20 protein-coding genes are annotated in these 16,991 nt (G+C 67.5%); 4 read left to right on the top strand and 16 right to left on the bottom strand.

The window, feature by feature from the left end; all coding sequences use genetic code 11:
* Positions 1–102: 102 nt before the first annotated feature.
* Positions 103–723 carry a DUF3306 domain-containing protein gene (locus tag BM388_RS08070; protein WP_089848947.1) on the bottom strand — a complete coding sequence of 207 codons (621 nt, stop codon included), beginning with the start codon at positions 721–723 and terminating at the stop codon, positions 103–105.
* A complete protein-coding gene (locus BM388_RS08065) occupies positions 720–1,151 on the bottom strand; it encodes a DUF3305 domain-containing protein (RefSeq protein WP_089848945.1) in 432 nt (143 codons plus the stop codon). The genes BM388_RS08070 and BM388_RS08065 overlap by 4 nt, the downstream gene beginning before the upstream one ends.
* Before the next feature lie 223 nt (positions 1,152–1,374).
* Between BM388_RS08065 and BM388_RS08060 the strand changes: the two genes are divergently transcribed.
* Entirely contained in the window at positions 1,375–2,220 is an 846-nt protein-coding gene (locus BM388_RS08060) for a formate dehydrogenase accessory sulfurtransferase FdhD (RefSeq protein ID WP_089848943.1), read from the top strand.
* A 60-nt stretch (positions 2,221–2,280) separates the two neighbouring features.
* On the opposite strand, the gene BM388_RS08055 is transcribed toward BM388_RS08060, so the two are convergent.
* Positions 2,281–2,916: a helix-turn-helix domain-containing protein gene (locus BM388_RS08055; RefSeq protein ID WP_089848940.1), complete on the bottom strand. Its 636-nt coding sequence runs from the start codon at positions 2,914–2,916 to the stop codon at positions 2,281–2,283.
* Between the two features lie 150 nt (positions 2,917–3,066).
* A complete protein-coding gene (locus BM388_RS08050) occupies positions 3,067–4,002 on the bottom strand; it encodes a histone deacetylase family protein (RefSeq protein WP_089848939.1) in 936 nt (311 codons plus the stop codon).
* A 111-nt stretch (positions 4,003–4,113) separates the two neighbouring features.
* On the opposite strand from BM388_RS08050, the gene BM388_RS08045 reads away from it, so the two are divergent.
* Positions 4,114–6,861: a bifunctional acetate--CoA ligase family protein/GNAT family N-acetyltransferase gene (locus tag BM388_RS08045; protein WP_089848938.1), complete on the top strand. Its 2,748-nt coding sequence runs from the start codon at positions 4,114–4,116 to the stop codon at positions 6,859–6,861.
* A gap of 97 nt (positions 6,862–6,958) precedes the next feature.
* Here the strand turns inward: BM388_RS08045 and pdxH are convergent, their stop codons facing one another.
* From pdxH to BM388_RS08030, 3 genes are all read right to left on the bottom strand, one after another.
* A complete protein-coding gene (pdxH, locus tag BM388_RS08040; protein WP_089848936.1) occupies positions 6,959–7,600 on the bottom strand; it encodes a pyridoxamine 5'-phosphate oxidase in 642 nt (213 codons plus the stop codon).
* A 93-nt stretch (positions 7,601–7,693) separates the two neighbouring features.
* The gene (locus tag BM388_RS08035) at positions 7,694–8,041 is read right to left on the bottom strand and encodes a branched-chain amino acid transporter permease (RefSeq protein WP_089848934.1); all 348 of its coding nucleotides are present in this window, start codon (positions 8,039–8,041) and stop codon (positions 7,694–7,696) included.
* A complete protein-coding gene (locus tag BM388_RS08030) occupies positions 8,038–8,739 on the bottom strand; it encodes an AzlC family ABC transporter permease (protein ID WP_245781491.1) in 702 nt (233 codons plus the stop codon). The genes BM388_RS08035 and BM388_RS08030 overlap by 4 nt, the downstream gene beginning before the upstream one ends.
* 129 nt (positions 8,740–8,868) lie before the next feature.
* Here BM388_RS08030 and BM388_RS08025 point away from each other — a divergent pair, with 129 nt between their 5' ends.
* Positions 8,869–9,567 carry a cytochrome b/b6 domain-containing protein gene (locus BM388_RS08025; protein ID WP_089848932.1) on the top strand — a complete coding sequence of 233 codons (699 nt, stop codon included), beginning with the start codon at positions 8,869–8,871 and terminating at the stop codon, positions 9,565–9,567.
* Between the two features lie 132 nt (positions 9,568–9,699).
* Here BM388_RS08025 and BM388_RS08020 read toward each other — a convergent pair whose 3' ends face one another.
* The 7 genes from BM388_RS08020 to BM388_RS07990 all read right to left on the bottom strand — a co-directional run bounded on the left by BM388_RS08020 (position 9,700) and on the right by BM388_RS07990 (position 13,840).
* Positions 9,700–10,173, bottom strand: a complete 474-nt coding sequence (locus BM388_RS08020; RefSeq protein WP_175535059.1) for a c-type cytochrome — start codon at positions 10,171–10,173, stop codon at positions 9,700–9,702.
* Positions 10,174–10,257: 84 nt separating this feature from the next.
* Positions 10,258–10,650, bottom strand: coding sequence for a DUF2069 domain-containing protein (locus BM388_RS08015; RefSeq protein WP_089848928.1), 393 nt, complete (start codon positions 10,648–10,650; stop codon positions 10,258–10,260).
* The gene (wrbA, locus tag BM388_RS08010; RefSeq protein WP_089848926.1) at positions 10,647–11,270 is read right to left on the bottom strand and encodes an NAD(P)H:quinone oxidoreductase; all 624 of its coding nucleotides are present in this window, start codon (positions 11,268–11,270) and stop codon (positions 10,647–10,649) included. Before wrbA ends, BM388_RS08015 begins: the two co-directional genes overlap by 4 nt.
* 40 nt (positions 11,271–11,310) lie before the next feature.
* Entirely contained in the window at positions 11,311–11,658 is a 348-nt protein-coding gene (gene arsC, locus BM388_RS08005; protein WP_089848924.1) for an arsenate reductase (glutaredoxin), read from the bottom strand.
* A 79-nt stretch (positions 11,659–11,737) separates the two neighbouring features.
* Positions 11,738–12,181 (bottom strand): gamma-glutamylcyclotransferase family protein, encoded by a 444-nt coding sequence (locus tag BM388_RS08000; RefSeq protein ID WP_089848922.1) that lies wholly within the window; start codon positions 12,179–12,181, stop codon positions 11,738–11,740.
* A 90-nt stretch (positions 12,182–12,271) separates the two neighbouring features.
* A complete protein-coding gene (locus BM388_RS07995) occupies positions 12,272–13,576 on the bottom strand; it encodes a type II toxin-antitoxin system HipA family toxin (RefSeq protein ID WP_089848920.1) in 1,305 nt (434 codons plus the stop codon).
* A 3-nt stretch (positions 13,577–13,579) separates the two neighbouring features.
* Positions 13,580–13,840, bottom strand: a complete 261-nt coding sequence (locus BM388_RS07990; RefSeq protein ID WP_089848918.1) for a helix-turn-helix domain-containing protein — start codon at positions 13,838–13,840, stop codon at positions 13,580–13,582.
* Positions 13,841–13,996: 156 nt separating this feature from the next.
* On the opposite strand from BM388_RS07990, the gene smrA reads away from it, so the two are divergent.
* Positions 13,997–14,587 carry a DNA endonuclease SmrA gene (gene smrA / locus BM388_RS07985; protein ID WP_281245182.1) on the top strand — a complete coding sequence of 197 codons (591 nt, stop codon included), beginning with the start codon at positions 13,997–13,999 and terminating at the stop codon, positions 14,585–14,587.
* Positions 14,588–14,699: 112 nt separating this feature from the next.
* On the opposite strand, the gene BM388_RS07980 is transcribed toward smrA, so the two are convergent.
* Both BM388_RS07980 and BM388_RS07975 read right to left on the bottom strand, forming a co-directional pair.
* The gene (locus BM388_RS07980; RefSeq protein ID WP_089848914.1) at positions 14,700–15,230 is read right to left on the bottom strand and encodes a DUF934 domain-containing protein; all 531 of its coding nucleotides are present in this window, start codon (positions 15,228–15,230) and stop codon (positions 14,700–14,702) included.
* A complete protein-coding gene (locus tag BM388_RS07975; RefSeq protein ID WP_089848912.1) occupies positions 15,223–16,875 on the bottom strand; it encodes a nitrite/sulfite reductase in 1,653 nt (550 codons plus the stop codon). The genes BM388_RS07980 and BM388_RS07975 overlap by 8 nt, the downstream gene beginning before the upstream one ends.
* Positions 16,876–16,991 lie beyond the last annotated feature (116 nt).

Raw genomic sequence — 16,991 nt, 5'->3', positions numbered from 1 at the left:
CGCTCCCTTGGTCTAATCCTGCCCCTCGGAGGATGTCCTCATCGCGGTAGCGGCGGTGCTCCGGGCATATCTCGAGCGGATCGCCATGCCGGCCTGTCTGCCTCAGTGACGTGACTCAGGGGCTCGTTGATCTGAATGAGACGCCGGCGCGGGGCCGTATGAGGGATCGTCGGCCTCTTCCCTATTCCCCTCATGCGCCGTGGTCTCTTCTTCGTCGGTCGACTCATCCTGTTCGAGGTCGATCGGACCCGTGTCCGTCTGATCTGTCTCTGTCGACACGCTATCGGCCGTTGCCGCGTCTTCTGTCGTCTCATCGTCGGGCGTCTGACGGGTCCACTGGCGCAGCCGTTCGGCCACGTCGTCGGCCAGCGGCTTCAGCTTCTCCCGGAAGTCGTCGTCATAGTCGTCGAGGCCATCCCGCACGCCGTAGTGGCTGGCGGCGAAGAGGCGACGCAGGGCGCGCTTGCGAAGCCCCGCGCTGACCCCCGAGACCAGGTAGGCCTTGATATCGCTGCCAGGGGGCAGGGTGTCGGGGTCGGGGAGGGTATGATCCAGGCTGCCCGGCTCGAGGGTCTCCGGTGAGTCGTCCTCGCGAGCGTCTTCCTCTCGGCCGTCTTGGCCGTCGGCCTCGAGCGGCCACTCGCCCTCGGCGGATGCAGAGGAGGCCGGAGCCTCCTGCGTGTCACCGCGCTTGAGGCGCGACCAGCGCTCCAGCCGGCTCATGACTCGATCTCCCGGGCGCGACCGGCGCCCTTGCGCTTCTTCTTGCGGCCCTCCTCGGGCGCTTCGCCGTGGTGGGCGAGGTAGGCCTCGATCCAGGCCTGGATGGCGAGCGGCATATCGACCTCGAGTACGCGATGCTCGCCGTCGAGCCAGCCGGCGGCGACGTCCTGGCTGGCGGTGATGGCATCGGGGCTCGGCGTCCCCCCCGCCTCGCCGGCTCGCACGAACAGTCGCGGCGTGCGGCTCGTCAGGTTGAAACGGTAGGCCGCACGTTCGGTCATGTAGAGCTGCAGACTCAGCCGGCAGGAACCGGTATCACCGGGCGCGAGATCCGCGATGCGCCAGCGGGTCGTGGTAAAGCCCTTGATGGTGAGCGGCTCGCCGACGACCTCGAAGCTCAGAGAACGAGTGCTGCTGGTCGACGCCATGGGTCAGTTTCTCCGGGGCCGGACGTGGTGGAGTGGGCTGCGTTGCCATTCGGCCTACCACTCTATGACAGATCGCGAGAGTGGATAGTGCCGGCGACGCTTATATTACAGAAAATATTGATATAAAAGACACTGCCCAGCATCAACGAATACTTACCCAGTAAAGACAGCGTCGGTCGGGAGTGCCATCATCGAGAGTCAACGTTCTGTCGAGGAGCCGTGGATGCACGACATCAGCCTGAGCCGGGCGCGCCTGCCCGCCACCCTGGAAATCGAGGTGCTGAACGAGTTCGGCGAGCCGCAGCGCCAGGCGATCGCCGCGGAACGGGCCCTCACCGTCTATCTGAACAGGCGCGAGATCGTCACGCTCATGACCCTCGGAGCCGATCCCGAGGCGCTGGTGGTGGGCTACCTGCGCAACCAGGGCTTGCTCGGTGAGGCGCGAGATCTTCAGGCGGTGCAGGTGGACTGGGAGGTCGAGGCGGCGGCGGTCGTGACCCGTCGCCTGCCGGAGGATCTGGAGGAGCGCCTGGGTCAGCGCACCGTGACCACCGGCTGCGGCCAGGGTACGGTCTTCGGCCGTCTGCTCGAGGCGACCGCGCTGAGCCCGCTGCCGGCCACGGTGATGCGCCAGTCGGTGCTTTATCGGCTGCTGGATAACCTGGGAGCCTATAACGAGACCTATCGCAGCGCCGGCGCGGTGCATGGCTGTGCGCTGTGCCGCCAGGAGGCGGTGCTGGACTTCGTCGAGGACGTCGGGCGCCACAATGCCGTGGATACCCTGGCGGGGCGTCAGTGGCTCGCCGAGGCCGACAGCGGCGACGCCGATATCTTCTACACCACCGGGCGCCTGACCTCGGAGATGGTGCTCAAGGTGGCGCAGATGGGCATCGGCGTGCTGGTGTCACGCTCGGGCGTCACCCAGAAGGGCGTGGAGCTGGCCGAGCGCTTCGGCGTGCTGCTGATCGCTCGCGCCAAGGGGCGTCACTTCCAGGCCATCCATGGCGCGGGACGGCTCGAACTCGACGCGATACCGACGCGCCGCCCGGGTGACCGGGCTCGAGCCTGAGGAATTGATCGTGGGGCTTAGAACGTGAGGTGGCGAAAGTGAAACTCTAGCGATGGAGCCTCAGGGGGTGCCGTCGCCCCGGGTACAGACCGACAGCACGACGGCGTCGGCCTCGCTGGTCGACACCAGGGCGTGCCCCATGGCGCTGTCGAAGTAGATGCTGTCGCCGTCGGTCAGGCTCAGCGGCTCGTAGTACTCTGTATAGAGCCGGATCTCCCCCTCGAGCACCATCAGGAACTCCTCGCCGTCGTGGCGCACCCATTCGGTGAACTCGTCGAAGGCGCGGGCCCGCACGATGGTCTTGAAGGGGATCATGCGCTTCTGGGCGAGCTCGCAGCTGAGCAGCTCGTGTTCGTAGGTCGGGGTGGGGTGGCGTTCACCGTGGCCGCGACGCGTCAGGTCGCGGCGCCCCATGGTGCGGGCCTGGACCTTGGGCGGCGAGAGCAGTTGAGGCAGGTCGATGCCCAGGCCGTCGATCAGCTTCTGCACCGCGGAGAAGGTCGGCGAGATCTGGTCGTTCTCGATCTTGGAGAGCGTCGAGCGGGCGAGCCCCGTGCGCTGGCTGACGTCCTCCAGCGTCCACTGGTTGGCCAGGCGGATCTCCTTCACGCGCTCGCCCAGGCGCAGCGGTTCGACGAAGGGCTTGCGGCCGGCGGCGATGCGCAGGGCGGCGCCCTGATCGGTGGTGGCGGTCATGCGTGGATCACTGTCTGGTTCACTATCGGAAACGAGGTTTCCTCAAGCCTATCACACCCGCCGGGGCCATCGCCCCACCGACGGCGTTCATCGGCGCCTTTTGCTCCTGTCCTTCATACCTGCGCGTTTCTTGCCAGCAAGAAACATCGATCAGCCGCTGAACGGCAGACCGAGCAGGGCGGTGAGGTGAGCCTCGGCGCTGCGCCCCAGGGAGTCCAGGTCGTAGCCGCCCTCCAGCACCGAGACCAGGCGGCCGTCGGCATACAGGGCGGCGATCTCCAGCGCCAGATGGGTGACCCAGTAGAAGTCTTCGTCCTCCAGGCAGAGCTCGGCCATGGGATCCTCGCGGTGGGCGTCGAAGCCCGCCGAGACCAGCACGATATCGGGCTTGAAGGCGTGCAGGGCGGGCAGCCAGTCGTCCTCGATGGCGCGACGGAAGGCGGCGCTGTCGGTGCCGCCCGACAGCGGCGTGTTGACCACGTTCTGCCATTCGCTGCGCAGGTAGCGCCAGGGGTAGAAGGGGTACTGGAAGCTGGTGCAGACCAGCACGTCGGGGTCATCCTTGAAGATGTCGATGGTGCCGTTGCACTGGTGCACGTCGAAGTCGAGGATCGCGATCCGGCGCGCGCCATACTTGGCTCGAGCATGGGCGGCGCCTACCGCCACGTTGTTGTAGAAGCAGAAACCCATGGCGTCGGTGGCCTCGGCATGGTGGCCGGGGGGGCGAACCGCACAGAAGACATTGTCGGCCTGGCGGCGAAACACCTGGTCGACGCCCCGAACGACCGCGCCGGCGGCCATCTTCGCCGCCGTGAGGCTGTCAGGGTTCATCATGGTGTCGCTGTCCAGGGTGACGATGCCATGCTCCGGCACACACTTGTCCAGGGCGCGCAGGTGGCGCAGGGGGTGTACTCGGGCCAGCTGCTCCTCGGTCGCCTCCTTGGCATCCGACTGCATGGTCTGCTGCAAGACGCCCGAGAGCATCAGGCGTGCGCGTATGGCGTCCAGTCGCAGGGGGCTCTCGGGATGTTCGGGCCCCATGTGGTGCAACTGACAGTCTGGGTGGGTAATGTAGGCGGTGATCATGCGCTGGCTCCGGAAAGGCTGAAGTCACCTTAATCGTGACGCCCGCCTGCCGGACAGTGTCCATAAGTCGTAAACGCGACGGGGCGAGCCCCCGCGCAGGGAGGTCCTGGCTTGAGCACGCGCTTTCTTCGCCACTTCTTCGAGCCCGGCACCATCGCGGTGATCGGTGCGTCCGAGAAGCCCCACTCCATGGGTGGCCTGGTGATCCGCAACCTTCGTGAGGGCGGCTTTCCCGGCAGCGTCTGGGCGGTCAATCCCAAGGGCTACGACGCGGTCTTCGAGGCGCCCTGCGTCACCCGGGTGTCGCATCTTCCCGAGGTGCCGGACCTCGCGGTGATCTGCTCACCGGTGCAGACGGTGCCCAAGCTGATCGACACCCTCGGCCGCTTCGGGGTCAAGGCCGCGCTGGTGCTCTCCGGCGGGGCTCACCTCGACCGCGAGCACGGCGACAAGGGCTCGATCCGCAGCCGCATGCTCGGCGCGGCCCGGGCCTCGGGCATCCGCGTGCTCGGCCCCGAGTGCATGGGGCTGATCGTCCCCGGGCGCAAGCTTAATGCCTCTTACGCCAGCCAGCCGGTCAAGGCCGGCCGCGTGGCCTATCTCGGCCAGTCGGGGATGCTGGGCAACGCCATGATCGACTGGGCCGCCGGTCGCGGCATCGGCTTCTCCCACCTTCTGACGGTGGGCGACAGCGTCGATGTGCTGCTGCCCGACCTGATGGACTACATCAACCAGTTCTCGCCGGCCCAGGCGATCCTGCTCCACCTCGAGCGCATCATGGATGCCCAGCACTTCATGACCGCGCTGCGCGACGCGTCGCGCAACCGCCTGGTGCTGGCCATCAAGAGTGGGCGCACTGCCGAATCCGACATCTCGGGCCTTCCGCCGACGCCAGGCGTGGCCAATCGCGACCAGATCTTCGATGCGGCCTTCGCCCGCGCCGGGGTGGTGCGGGTCAATGACTCCGACGAGCTGTTCGATGCCCTGGAGACGCTGTCGCGAGTGAAGCCCTTGAAGGGCGATCGCCTGGCCATCGTCTCCAACGGCCTGGGGCCGGCGATGCTCGCCATCGACAAGCTGATCAATGCCGGGGGCAGGCTGGCTAGCTTCAGCGAGGAGACCCGCGATGCCCTGCGCCGCGACGATTTCGATATGAGCAAGCCTGGCGAGAACCCGGTGGATCTGGGCGGCAACGCCACCCCGGAACGGCTCGTTGAGGCGCTGGAGATCGTGGCGGCCGACCGCGGCGTCGACGCCGTGCTGGTGGTGCATGCCCCGACGCGGCAGGCCCCGTCGAAGACCACCGCCCAGGCAATCATCGCCGCCCGCAAGCGCTTTCGGCGCAACCTGCTGACCAGCTGGATGGGCCTGCACGAGGCGCTGTCGGCCCGCCACGAGTGCAACCTGGCGGGCATTCCCACCTATCTCAGCCCCGAAAAGGCGGTCAAGGCCTTCATGCACATGGTGGACTACCAGCGCGTGCAGGCGCTGCTCCAGGAGATTCCGCCGAGCCTGCCCTTCGCCACGACTCCGGAGATCCGCGGGCGCTGCCGGCAGCTGATCGAGGAGGCCCGCGAGGCGGGGCGCGAGACCCTCTCACATTCCGAGACGGCGCAGGTGCTCGAGGCCTACGGGCTGCCGGTGGCGTCGAGCCGCTATCCCCAGACGCCGGAGGAGGCGGCCGAGGCGTCGGCCGCCTTCGATGGCCCGATGGCGCTCAAGGTGATTCACGAGGGTAACTGCCGTCCCTTCCGCTACCGCCAGCACCCCCACAAGATTTCCGCCGGCCTGCTCCAGGACCTGGCGACCCCGGAACAGGTCGCCGAGGCGGTGGGGCGCTTGGGCGACCGGGTGCAGGAGAAGTTCCCGGACTTCGCGATTCGCGAGTACTGCCTGCAGGCCATGCAGCGCGGCAAGCACTCCATGCAGCTGTGCGCCGGCATCACCCGCGACCCGGTGTTCGGTCCGGTGATCGTGTTCGGTATCGGCGGCTACAAGGTCAATATCCTGGCCGACCGGCAGGTGGCGCTGCCGCCGCTCAACATGAGCCTGGCGGCGGACGTGGTGGGGCGCACTCACGCGGCGCGGCTGATCCGCGAGCACTCCAACCATCCCGAGCGCGACCTCGAGCGGCTCTGCGAACTGCTGGTGACCCTGTCGCAGATGGCCAGCGACCTGCCGCAGCTGCGCGGGCTGGAACTCAACCCGCTGGTGCTCAATCGCGATGGCCTGCTGGCCGTGGACTTCGCCATGGACCTCGGCACGCCGGCGCGCTTCGCGATCATGCCCTATCCCGAGGAGCTGCGTGAGTGGTTCACGCTGAAGAACGGCTGGGAGGTCGAGGTGCGCCCGATCCGCGCCGAGGACGCGCCGCTGATTACTCGCTTTCACGATCAGCTCTCCGAGGAAAGCATCCGCTTTCGCTATTTCCACAACAAGGCCGACCTCACCCAGCGCGATCTGTCGATCCTCTCGCACATCAACTACGACCGGCAGATGGCCTTCATCGCCGAACACAAGGGCGAGAACGGCGCCAAGGAGATGCTCGGCGTGGTGAGGGTGTGGAACGACCCCGACAACATCCGCACCGAGTTCTCGGTGATCATCCGTGACGACCTGCAGGGGCTGGGCATCGGCAGCCTGCTGATGAAGAAGATGATCGGCTACTGCCAGAGCGTCGGCACCCTGGAGATGATCGGCAAGATCATGGTCGACAACCATCCGATGCGCTCGCTGATGAAGCACCTGGGCTTTCGCCTGCGTTACAACATGGAGGAGCAGGTGGTGGACGCCGTGCTGCGCCTCAACGAGCCGGAGAGCGAGTGGCAGCGCCACCGCCTGGAGAGCCAGCCGGACTGACGCCGGCGCTCGCTGGCCCTGAAAAGAGCGCAGCCCCCGCCATGACGGGGGCTGCGCAGGTTCGGACCGATGTGACCGTGCAGGTGCCGGCTCGGAATCAGGGCGCCAGGCGGAAGCGGTGCCAGCTGCCGTCGCGGCGCTCGTAGCGCAGGCGGTCGTGGAGCCGGCTCGGCTGTCCCTGCCAGAACTCGATCATGTCAGGGATCACGCGGTAGCCGCCCCAGTGAATCGGGCGGGGAATCTCCTGCCCCTCATAGGCATGCTCGAAGCGCTGTTCGCGCTGAGCGAGCCAGCTGCGATCGGGGATCACCACGCTCTGGGTAGCGACCCAGGCCCCCAGCTGGCTGCCGCGGGGACGACTGGCGAAGTAGGTGTCCGATTCCTCCGGGCTGACCTGCTCCACCCGGCCCTCGACGCGGACCTGGCGGGAGAGGCCTGGCCACCAGAACACCAGCGAGGCATGGGGCACGTTGGCGAGCTCGCTGCCCTTGTGGCTGTGATAGTTGGTGAAGAACACCATGCCCTTCTCGTCGGTGCCCTTGAGCAGCACGATCCGGGCGTGGGGGCGTCCCTGGCTGTCGGCCGTGGCCAGGGTCATGGCGTTGCCGTCGCTGCCCTCGGTGTCGAGCGCCAGGGTCAGCCACTCGTCGAACAGCGTCATGGGCTCGTCGGGTGAGTCTGCCTCGTCCAGCTGACCACCCTCATAGTCGCGCCGAATATCGGCAATGTTGCGTGTCATGACCGTCTCCTTGAAGTTTGTACCATGGTCGCCGGTCGTCGGGCCGAGCTCAATGCCCTTGATCAACGGGCCATGTGAAAGTCTTCCCCAAGCTTACGGCGTCCAGCCCAGCTGCACCATGGCCATGAAGGCGCCGGTCCCTCCGGCGATCGACAGCAGGGCATGGCGCCGCCACAGGTGCAACCCCACCACCGTCAGCGAGGCGAGGATCAGCGGCCAGCCGTCGGGAGCGACGTTCAGGTGGCCGTCGGCAAGGGGGCGGAAGTCGCGCAGCGCATAGATCACCAGGATCATCATCACCGCCGGCGGCAGGTAGCGCCCCAGATGCAGGATCAGCGGGTGTTCCGCCTGGCGGGCAAGGGCCACGAACGGCAGCACGCGCGTGGCGAAGGTCGCCCCGGCGCAGACGGCGATGAAGGTCAGCAGCTCGAGGGTGCTCATGGGGTCGGGGCCTCGCGGTGTGTCTGACGGCGGCGGTGGTCGACCAGCAGCACCAGGGTGGTCGCCCCGATGGCGCCCAGCAGCAGGTGGCGGTCGGGCAGCAGCGCCACGGCGCCGATCCCGGTGACCAGCGCGATCGCGAAGGGCAGCCACTGGCGCAGCCGCCGGGCTTGCTCCAGCGTCAGCACGATGAACAGCGCCGTCAGGGCGAATTCGATGCCGCGACTGTCGAACTCCAGGGTGGTGCCGATCAGCACGCCCGCCACGCTGCCCAGCACCCACCAGAGCTGGTTGAGCAGGCTGAGGCGAAAGGCCTGGGCGTGGTCCAGCTCTCGCTCCCCGCCGTGGGTGGTCAGCAGCGAGTAGGTCTCGTCGGTCAGCGCGAAGATGAGATAGGGCTTGCGCCAGCCGGCGCCCTGGAAGCGCTTGAGCAGCGAGAGGCCGTAGAAGAGGTGGCGGGAATTGAGCATCAGGGTGGCCACGGCCACCTCCACCAGGCCCGCCCCGGCGGCGAGCAGCGCCACGGCGAGAAACTGACCGGCCCCGGCGTAGATGACCAGCGACATCAGTAGCGCTCCCCAGACGGGGATGCCGACCTCGATGGCGAGGATGCCGAAGGCCGCCCCCAGCGGCAGGTAGCCGAACATCACCGGCAGGGTCGTGACGCTGGCCTCATGCCAGGCATGGCGCTTTTGCACCCTGGACCTCCTTGTCGTCGTGTGCGGGGGCGATAAGACGGCCTCAGGCGAGCTATCATGGGCCGACGCGACCCGTGTCTCGCCCAGAGGCAAGGATATACTATTGCAGGAAGGCAAGGAGCCAGCAACATGCACCGCATAAGAGTCTGGGATCTGTCGATTCGCCTGTTTCACTGGGCGCTGGTGGGCGCCGTGGCGCTGTCCTACTACACCATGAAGATGGGGGGAGCCCCCTTCGTCTTTCCCGTCGAGATCCATGCCCGAGCCGGCCTGGTGGTGCTGGGACTGCTGCTCTTTCGCTGGGGCTGGGCGCTGGCGGGGAGTCACCACGCCCGGGTTCGGCACTTCCTGTACGGGCCGCGGGCGGTGCTGGGCTACCTCCGGGCCCTGTGGCGCGGCGCGCTGCCGCCCTATGCCGGACACAATCCCCTCGGCGGTCTGGCGGTCGTTGTGATGCTGGTGTCGCTGAGCGTCCAGGCGATCAGCGGCCTCTTCTTGAGCGACGACGTCTTCTTCCAGGCGCCGCTCTACGACCGGGTCTCCACGACGACCAGCGATGCGCTGCGCACCCTGCACCACTGGAACGGCCAGCTGCTGCTCGGGCTGATCGGCCTGCACCTGGTAGCGCTGCTGATTCACCGGTGGAAGGGTGAACGGCTGGTCGGCGCTATGATCCACGGGGTCAAGCGGCTGCCCGGTCCTCCCCACGACAGCCCTGCCCACGACGGATCTGCCCACCCGGGCGCAGTGACCCAAGGCAAACCGTGGCGCGCGGCCGGGCTGATAATAGTGGCCGTGGGGGTGGTGTCCTGGCTCTGGCAGCTGTGACGGTCGGGCCGCGTTCGGTCGGGCCGCGTTCGGTCGGGCCGCGCTCGGTCGGGAAGTGGTGAAGCGCAGACAGCGCTAACGAGAAGGCGGCCCGTGGGCCGCCTTCTCGTTTCATTGCATTCCGAGGTCGTCTCACTCGGCCTTGTAGTTATCGTGACACCCCTTGCAGGTATCGGCGACCGCCGCGACCTGACGGCGCATGGCGGTGAAGTCGTTTCCCTGGGCGAGCTCGGCCAGGGTGGCGGTTTCCTCGATCATGGCCTGCTGGCGGGACTCGAAGTCTTCCCAGTCGTCGGCGATATCGGCCAGGGCGGCGGTATCCACCCCGTGGCCGTCGCCCCGCAGGGAGCCTTTGACGAAACCTTCCCAGGGCAGTGGGGCCACGGCGGCGAGGTTCTCGGCACGGCGGGCGAACTCCTCGGCGTCGTAATCGACCTTGCCTTGGGCCATGTCGCCCAGCGGGCCGATCTGCCAGCCGATCACGCCCAGGGCGTCCTGGCGATACTCGATGGACTTGTCGACATCGGCGGCGTGGCTACTGGTGGTGCCGACGAGCGCGAGGGTCAGGGCGGCGGTGGCGATAAGAGGTCTGCGCATCAGGGTCATCACGATCTCCTTTTCGTGTCGGGGGAAGACCGGTCGTCGAGCGACGAACGGCTTCGCCCAGCCTAGCATTTTTCGTCGCCGCCGCTAGCCGGCCCGCAGCTGGCGGCTGCGGAATCGCGCATAGCCCATGCAGCCGGTGAACAGCGCCAGGGAGACCAGCGCCTCGGCACCGCCGCGCAGCCCCTGGCCTGGCAGGGTGGCGACCATCACGCCTTGGGTGAAGTAGAGCAGGCTGACGAAGGAGAGCCAGGCATGGCCGCGTGGGCGACGGGCGATGATCGACGGCAGGAAGAGCACCAGCGGTAGCACGAAGGCGATCAGCGGCACCAGGGGATTGCCGTCGGTGCTGACGAGCATGCCGCGATAGAGCGCGAGCGCCAGCAGGACGGCGTAGCTGCCGAGCACCAGGCGGCGCGAGGCGTCGGTCAGGTGGTCGAGGCCCTTGCGGGCCTCCAGTCCTTCCAGCCACTGTCTCATTTGGCCTCCCGGCGCGAGGCCTCAAGGGCCAGGGCGAGGCGCGCCACACGCTTGCCCTGAGCAAAGGCCAGCGTGCGCTCATGCTCGTCCAGCGGACGGTCGCTGCGCGTGCCGGCCAGGTGACTGGCGCCGTAGGGCGTGCCGCCGCCCTCGGTCTTCATCAGCTCGATCTCGCTATAGGGCAGGCCGGCGTAGACCATGCCGTGGTGCAGAAGCGGCAGCAGCATCGAGATCAGCGTGGTCTCCTGGCCACCATGTAGGCTGGAGGTGGAGGTGAAGGCGGTGGCCGGCTTGTCGACCAGGGCTCCGCCCAGCCACAGCTCACTGGTGCCGTCGATGAAGTACTTGAGCGGGGCGGCCATGTTGCCGAAGCGGGTGGGGCTGCCGATGGCAAGTCCCGCGCAGTGGCGCAGGTCGTCGAGGGTGGCATAGACGGCACCCTCGTCGGGAATGTCGGGTTCCACCGCCTCGCAGGTGGCCGAGACGGCGGGCACCGTGCGCAGACGGGCATCGATGCCCGGGCACGCCTCGACGCCGGCCGCGAGGCGCTCGGCCATGGCGCGGGTGGCGCCGTGGCGAGAGTAGAAGAGAATCAACACGTACGGACGGTTTGCGGTCATGGGGGTTCCTGGGTGACCTGGAAGTTCGGGCGGGCGAGGCTCAGTCGAGCAGGGCGCGGATGGCCTCGGGGGGGCGGCCGATGATGGCACGCCGCCCGTTGTCGGCGATGGGTCGCTGCAGGATCCGCGGGTGGGCGAGCAGGGCCTCGACGATCTGGCGCGGGTCGTCGGCATCGGCCCCTCGCTCCTTCCACTCGCTCTCGTTCTGGCGCACCAGCTGCGAGAGGTCTCCCTCCAGACGCTGGATCAGGGCCTCGAGCTCGGCGGCGTCGAGCGGCTCGTCCAGATAGCGGCGCACCCGCACCTCGGACCCGGCTTCCTCGAGCAGGGCCAGGGCCTCGCGTGACTTGGAGCAGCGAGGATTGTGGTAGAGGGTGATGCTGACCATGGAGACTCCTTGAACCCTGATGAATGGCGCCATTGTAGAAGGCGGCGATATCGGGCCACAACCCGACGGTGGGCGGGCGTCACTCCGGAGCCTCGACGGCGTCCTCCGGCAGGCGCCGATAGACCCAGGCCTCCTGGCCGTCGCGCAGCGTCGCGCGTACCCGTTCATAGCGGATCCCCAGCCGCTCGTAGCGATCGAGGCGGGAGAGCTCCTCGGCATCGACCTGCAGCAGCAGGCCCTCCACCCGTGCCGTCGGTGCCGGCGCGAGGTCCAGCCCCGTGCGCCGGAAGCCCTCCAGCACCACCGGGTCGGGATCGCCTGCGCGGCCATAGACCAGCCAGCGGATCGGGGCGTGGGTCAGGGTGCCATAGACGAAGACCCGGTGGGGCCCGTCGGAGATCGGGTCCAGGTGGTCCGGGCGTTCGTAGGTGAAGGGACTGAGCATGGTCAGCCACAGCCAGCCGGCGATCGCCGCCGGGGTGACGAGCAGGGGCAGGCCGATCAGCAGACGCGGGGAGGGCATGAGAGAAGCTCCGGGGTGATAGGACGGCGCCCATGCTGCCATACCCGGTGGCCGGCATGGCAGCACAGGGCACCAGGATGAAGGCAACGCCTAGGCCAGGAAATCCGCCAGTCTTGATGCCTGCTGACGAACGCCCTCGAGGATGGGCTCGCCGGTCGCTGCCGGGAAGTCGGCAGGCAGGCTGGCGGCGAGCGTGTCGATGACGCCCTCGGCCGCGTCTGCGATCTCGCCCATCAGCGCGGTCACGCGCTCGGCCGAGTAGTCGACCTGGTGTGCGGTCGCGGTGAAGTGTCGGGGCGCCATCCTCGACCAGCGGTAGTAGCGATTCTTGCCCTTGAGGGCCATGGCCATCTTGGCGCGCTCGGCGGCCATGCTGCCCTGACGCATGAGCGGATAGGCGGAGATGACGTCGTACATCGGCGTCATGCGATAGGCGCTTCCCGGCTCGAGGAACAGGCTGAAGTTCTTGGCATGCCCGTCGATGGTGGCCAGCAGCCAGAACAGGATCTGGGCCTTGAAGAAACGCTCCCGATCCAGGCCGGCCTGCTGCGAGCCGCGCAGCAGGCGCATGGCCTGCGCGATCCCCGGGCCGCCATCGCTCTCGTACTTCAGCGCCGGGGCGATGCCCAGCGCCTGGCAGAAGTCCTCCTGGGGCAGGCGCATGAGCCAGGAACCGTCCCGCGACCAGCGTCGGTCGAAGCGCTCGACCACGAGGACTTCCTGGTCGCCGAAGCGGGCGAGCTCGGTGCGAGCCACCGGCAGGCCGAAAGCCTCCAGCAGGCGCAGGCACAGCCACTCGTTGGCGCTACTCCGGCGCAGGTCGATGTTGCCGTGTTCGAGAAACCCGATCGGCAGCTTGAAGATGTGGCTGGTGGGCGTGCTGCCCGTGGGACGCTGCCAGCGTCCCCGGTGCCAGAGCAGCGCCGTCTTCTCCTGGGCGCCAGCCAGCGAGATGCGAAAATCCTGCCCCTCGGCCATGCCCAGCGGGGCGTCCTGATAGCCGGACAGCAGCGTCTCGATGGCCGCTTCATCGAGCGGCTCGGCGGTGACGGCATGGACGTCTCCGGCCGGGGCGTCTTCGGGCATCAACTGTATCGCGCCGACGCAGTCGCGGCCGATGCTGGCCAGCAGATCGAAGGGGTGGCGCGTCGGTACCCGGAAGCGTGCCTGCATGCGGGCGCGAATCGCCTCCGAGTCGGGCAGCAGGTTGTCGAAGAAGTTGTAGACCACCTCGCCGCGATATGGCGCGGTGGAGAGCGGTAGCGACAGCGAGACCGCCCGGGCACCCTGGCGGTCTACCCATTCGGGATGGTACCGAAAGGCCATGGCGCCAGATCGGGCCAGGCTCAGGGTGCCGATCTCGATGCCGTTCATCGCGACGGTGAGGTTCGCCATGGCCTACCACTCCTGTTCCCAGCCCGCCTCGGGGCTGGTCGTATCCTCGGCGCTGTTGCGCTCGGTGACGTGGAGCTCCAGCTCGAGGGCCGACAGCAGCTTGAACAGCGTCTCGAGCCGGCTGCGTTCCGGATGGTGCTCGAAGCCCGAAACGGTCGCTTGCTTGATGCCGACCTGCTCGGCGGTGGCCTGCTGCGTCAGGTGGCGACGCTTGCGTGCGTTCTTGAGCGATTGCGCGAGCATCTCGGGTGAGGTGATCTTCATGATATCCCCTATAGAGGATAAAAAGTGTTTATCCGCTATGGGGGATAATAGCACAATATCCTCTAAGGCGGATATTTTAACTGCCATCGCGATATGGGATGGCCCTGAGCCCTTTGCTAGGATGAAATGTCTACTCAGCTGGCCAGGAGGTGTGCCTTGACGGACCTTCACGACGACGCCGATTTTCAGGCCCTGATGGGCGACGTGACACCCCTGTTGCGTGGACAGGGTCGTGCGCATACCGGCCAGGCCCACCGCGCCCCCAGTGAGGCGCAGCTGGCCCGGCGGGAGAGCGCGGCGGCCGAGACGCCGGGGGGCGATCTCCTCTCGACCGACTTCATCGACCTGATGCCGCCCTTCGATCCGCTGCACTTCCATCGCGACGGCATCCAGACCGCCGTGGTGGACCGCCTGCGTCACGGCGGCTATCCGGTCCAGGCCAGCCTGCACCTGCTGCGTCGGCCGCTGGAGGAGTGTCGCCGGATGCTGCCGCCCTTCATCCGCGAGGCCTACGCCCACGACCTGCGCTCGGTGATGATCATTCATGGCCGTGGCCGCGAGATCGACAGTCCCGCCAACGTGCTGCGCTCCTGTCTGGCGAAATGGCTCCAGAGCCTCGATGAGGTCCAGGCCTTCGCCTCGGCGAGCCAGGCGGATGGCGGCCTGGGCGCCACCTGGGTGATGCTGCGCAAGAGCGAACGGGCGAAGGCCAACAATCGTGAGCGTCAGCAGAAGCGTCGCGGCTGAGTCGGGCCGCCGCTGTGTGTTAGATATGCGGTAGAGCATAGCGACGCCGCCGGCCTTGGGGGCCGGCGGCGTCGTTGGTCTGGGCGTCGTGACAGGGGCGTTGGCGCTCCGGTCAGGCCAGAGCCGGCTCCCGGAGACGGCCGGCAAGCTCGCGCAGGCGACGACGGAACAGCGGCTGCGGGTCGTCGGTGCCCGGCTGGTAGCCGCGACTGAAGGTGGTCAGGGCGTTCAGCGCGTCCTCGACGATCTGATCCTCGCGCAGCGAGAAGGCGTTGACGCCGCAGCGCGACAGGTAGAAGAGCTGGTCGATCAGCACGTCGCCGACGGCGCGAATCTGGCCCGAGTAGCCATATCGCTCGCGCAGCAGCCGCGCGATGGAGTAGCCGCGGCCGTCGGTGAACTTCGGGAAGTCGACGCCGATCAGCGGCGCCTGGGCGAGCTCGTCGGCGAGTTCAGGCGTGAGCTCGGTGTCGCTGGGCAGCCAGGGCGCCAGGTCGGCGCGATGTCCGGCCGCCTGCCAGACATCCAGGCGCACCAGGGCCGGGCCCTCGGCCGGGGCGGTGTCGTCGTCGTGGCGGGCCCAGTCGGCCTCGACCGGGCGGCCATCGACGATCAGCGGACGAGTGACGGTCTGCTCAGGCATAGACACGCTCCTTGAAGGGTTTGAGGCCGATGCGGCGATAGGTGTCGAGGAAGGTCTCGTCGGGCTGACGGCTGCCGACATAGACCTGCAGCAGCTGGTCGATCACGCTCGGCACGTCCTCGCGGAAGAAGGAGGGGCCGAGGATCTTGCCGAGCGAGGCGCCGTTGCCCTGGCTGCCGCCCAGTGAGATCTGATAATACTCCTCGCCCTTCTTGTCGACGCCGAGGATGCCGATGTGGCCGACGTGGTGATGGCCGCAGGCGTTCATGCAGCCGGAGATGTTGAGCTCCAGTGGTCCCAGGTCGTAGAGGAAGTCGAGATCCTCGAAGCGCTCCTGGATGGCGTGGGCGACCGGGATCGACTTGGCGTTGGCCAGGCCGCAGTAGTCGCCGCCGGGGCAGCAGATCAGGTCGGCCAGGGTGCCCACGGTGGGATTGGCCAGGCCCAGGGCCTCGAGGCGCTGCCAGAGCGCCTCGATGCGATCCACCGGCACGTCGGTGAGCACCAGGTTCTGCTCGTGGGTGACCCGCAGCTCGCCATAGCCGAACTCGTCGGCCAGGTCCGCCACCGCGGCCATATGCTCGGAGGTGACGTCCCCCGGCGAGTGCTCGCGGCGCTTCAGCGACAGGGTGACCGCCTTGTAGCCGGCCACCTTGTGGTCGGTGACATTGTTGGTGACGAAGCGGGCGAAGGCGCGGTTCTCGCCGCGCAGCCGCTCATAGGCCTCGAGGGCCTCGGCGGGCACGGCGCGGCGGTCCGGCTCGACGAAGTGCTCGGCCACGGCCTTGAGCGCCTCGTCGTTGAGGGTCTGGGGGCCGTCCTTGAGGTGGGCCCACTCCTCCTCGACGCGGCGGCGGAACTCGTCGACGCCCAGCGCCTTGACCAGGATCTTGATGCGCGCCTTGAACTTGTTGTCGCGGCGGCCGAACTGGTTATAGACGCGAACCAGCGCCTCGAGGTAGGTGAGCAGGTGCTGCCAGGGCAGGTCCTCGCGCACCACCTCGGCGATCATCGGCGTGCGCCCAAGGCCCCCGCCGGCCAGCACCTTGATGCGCACCTCGCCGTCGCGGTCGCGCCACAGGCGCAGCCCGACGTCGTGGACCTGGATGGCGGCGCGGTCGTCGGCGGCCCCGGTCACGGCGATCTTGAACTTGCGCGGCAGGAAGGCGAACTCCGGGTGAAAGGTCGACCACTGGCGGATCAGCTCACACCAGGGGCGCGGATCGACCTCCTCATCGGCGGCGATCCCCGAGAACTGGTCGGTGGTGGTGTTGCGGATATCGTTGCCGCTGGTCTGGATGGCATGCATCTGCACGCTGGCCAGATCGGCGAGGATGTCCGGCACGTCCTCGATCTTCGGCCAGTTCAGCTGCAGGTTGGTGCGGGTGGTGAAATGGCCGTAGCCGCGATCGTAGCGGGCGGCGATCTCACCGAGCTTGCGCAGCTGGTAGGAGGCCAGCATGCCGTAGGGAATGGCGATACGCAGCATGGGGGCGTAGCGCTGAATATAGAGGCCGTTCTGCAGGCGTAGCGGCAGAAACTCCTCTTCGCCGAGCTGACCGGCGAGGTAGCGGCGCATCTGGTCGCGGAACTGGGCGACGCGTTCATCGACCAGGGTCTGGTCGTGGGAGTCGTAGCGATACATGCAGCGCGATCCTGAATCGAGAAAAGGGACGTTGGCGCTACCTTACCCGCTGCCGTTTATTCTAGAAAAGAATAAATGTGCATAGTTTATATGCGAAATGGAATGAGGCTGTGTCC

Origin of the sequence: Halomonas saccharevitans (assembly GCF_900116405.1) — a bacterium.
GTDB classification, from domain to species: Bacteria; Pseudomonadota; Gammaproteobacteria; order Pseudomonadales; family Halomonadaceae; genus Halomonas; species Halomonas saccharevitans.
Note: the sequence above shows the minus strand (reverse complement) of the source record. Positions and strands in the feature narration are given on the sequence as shown.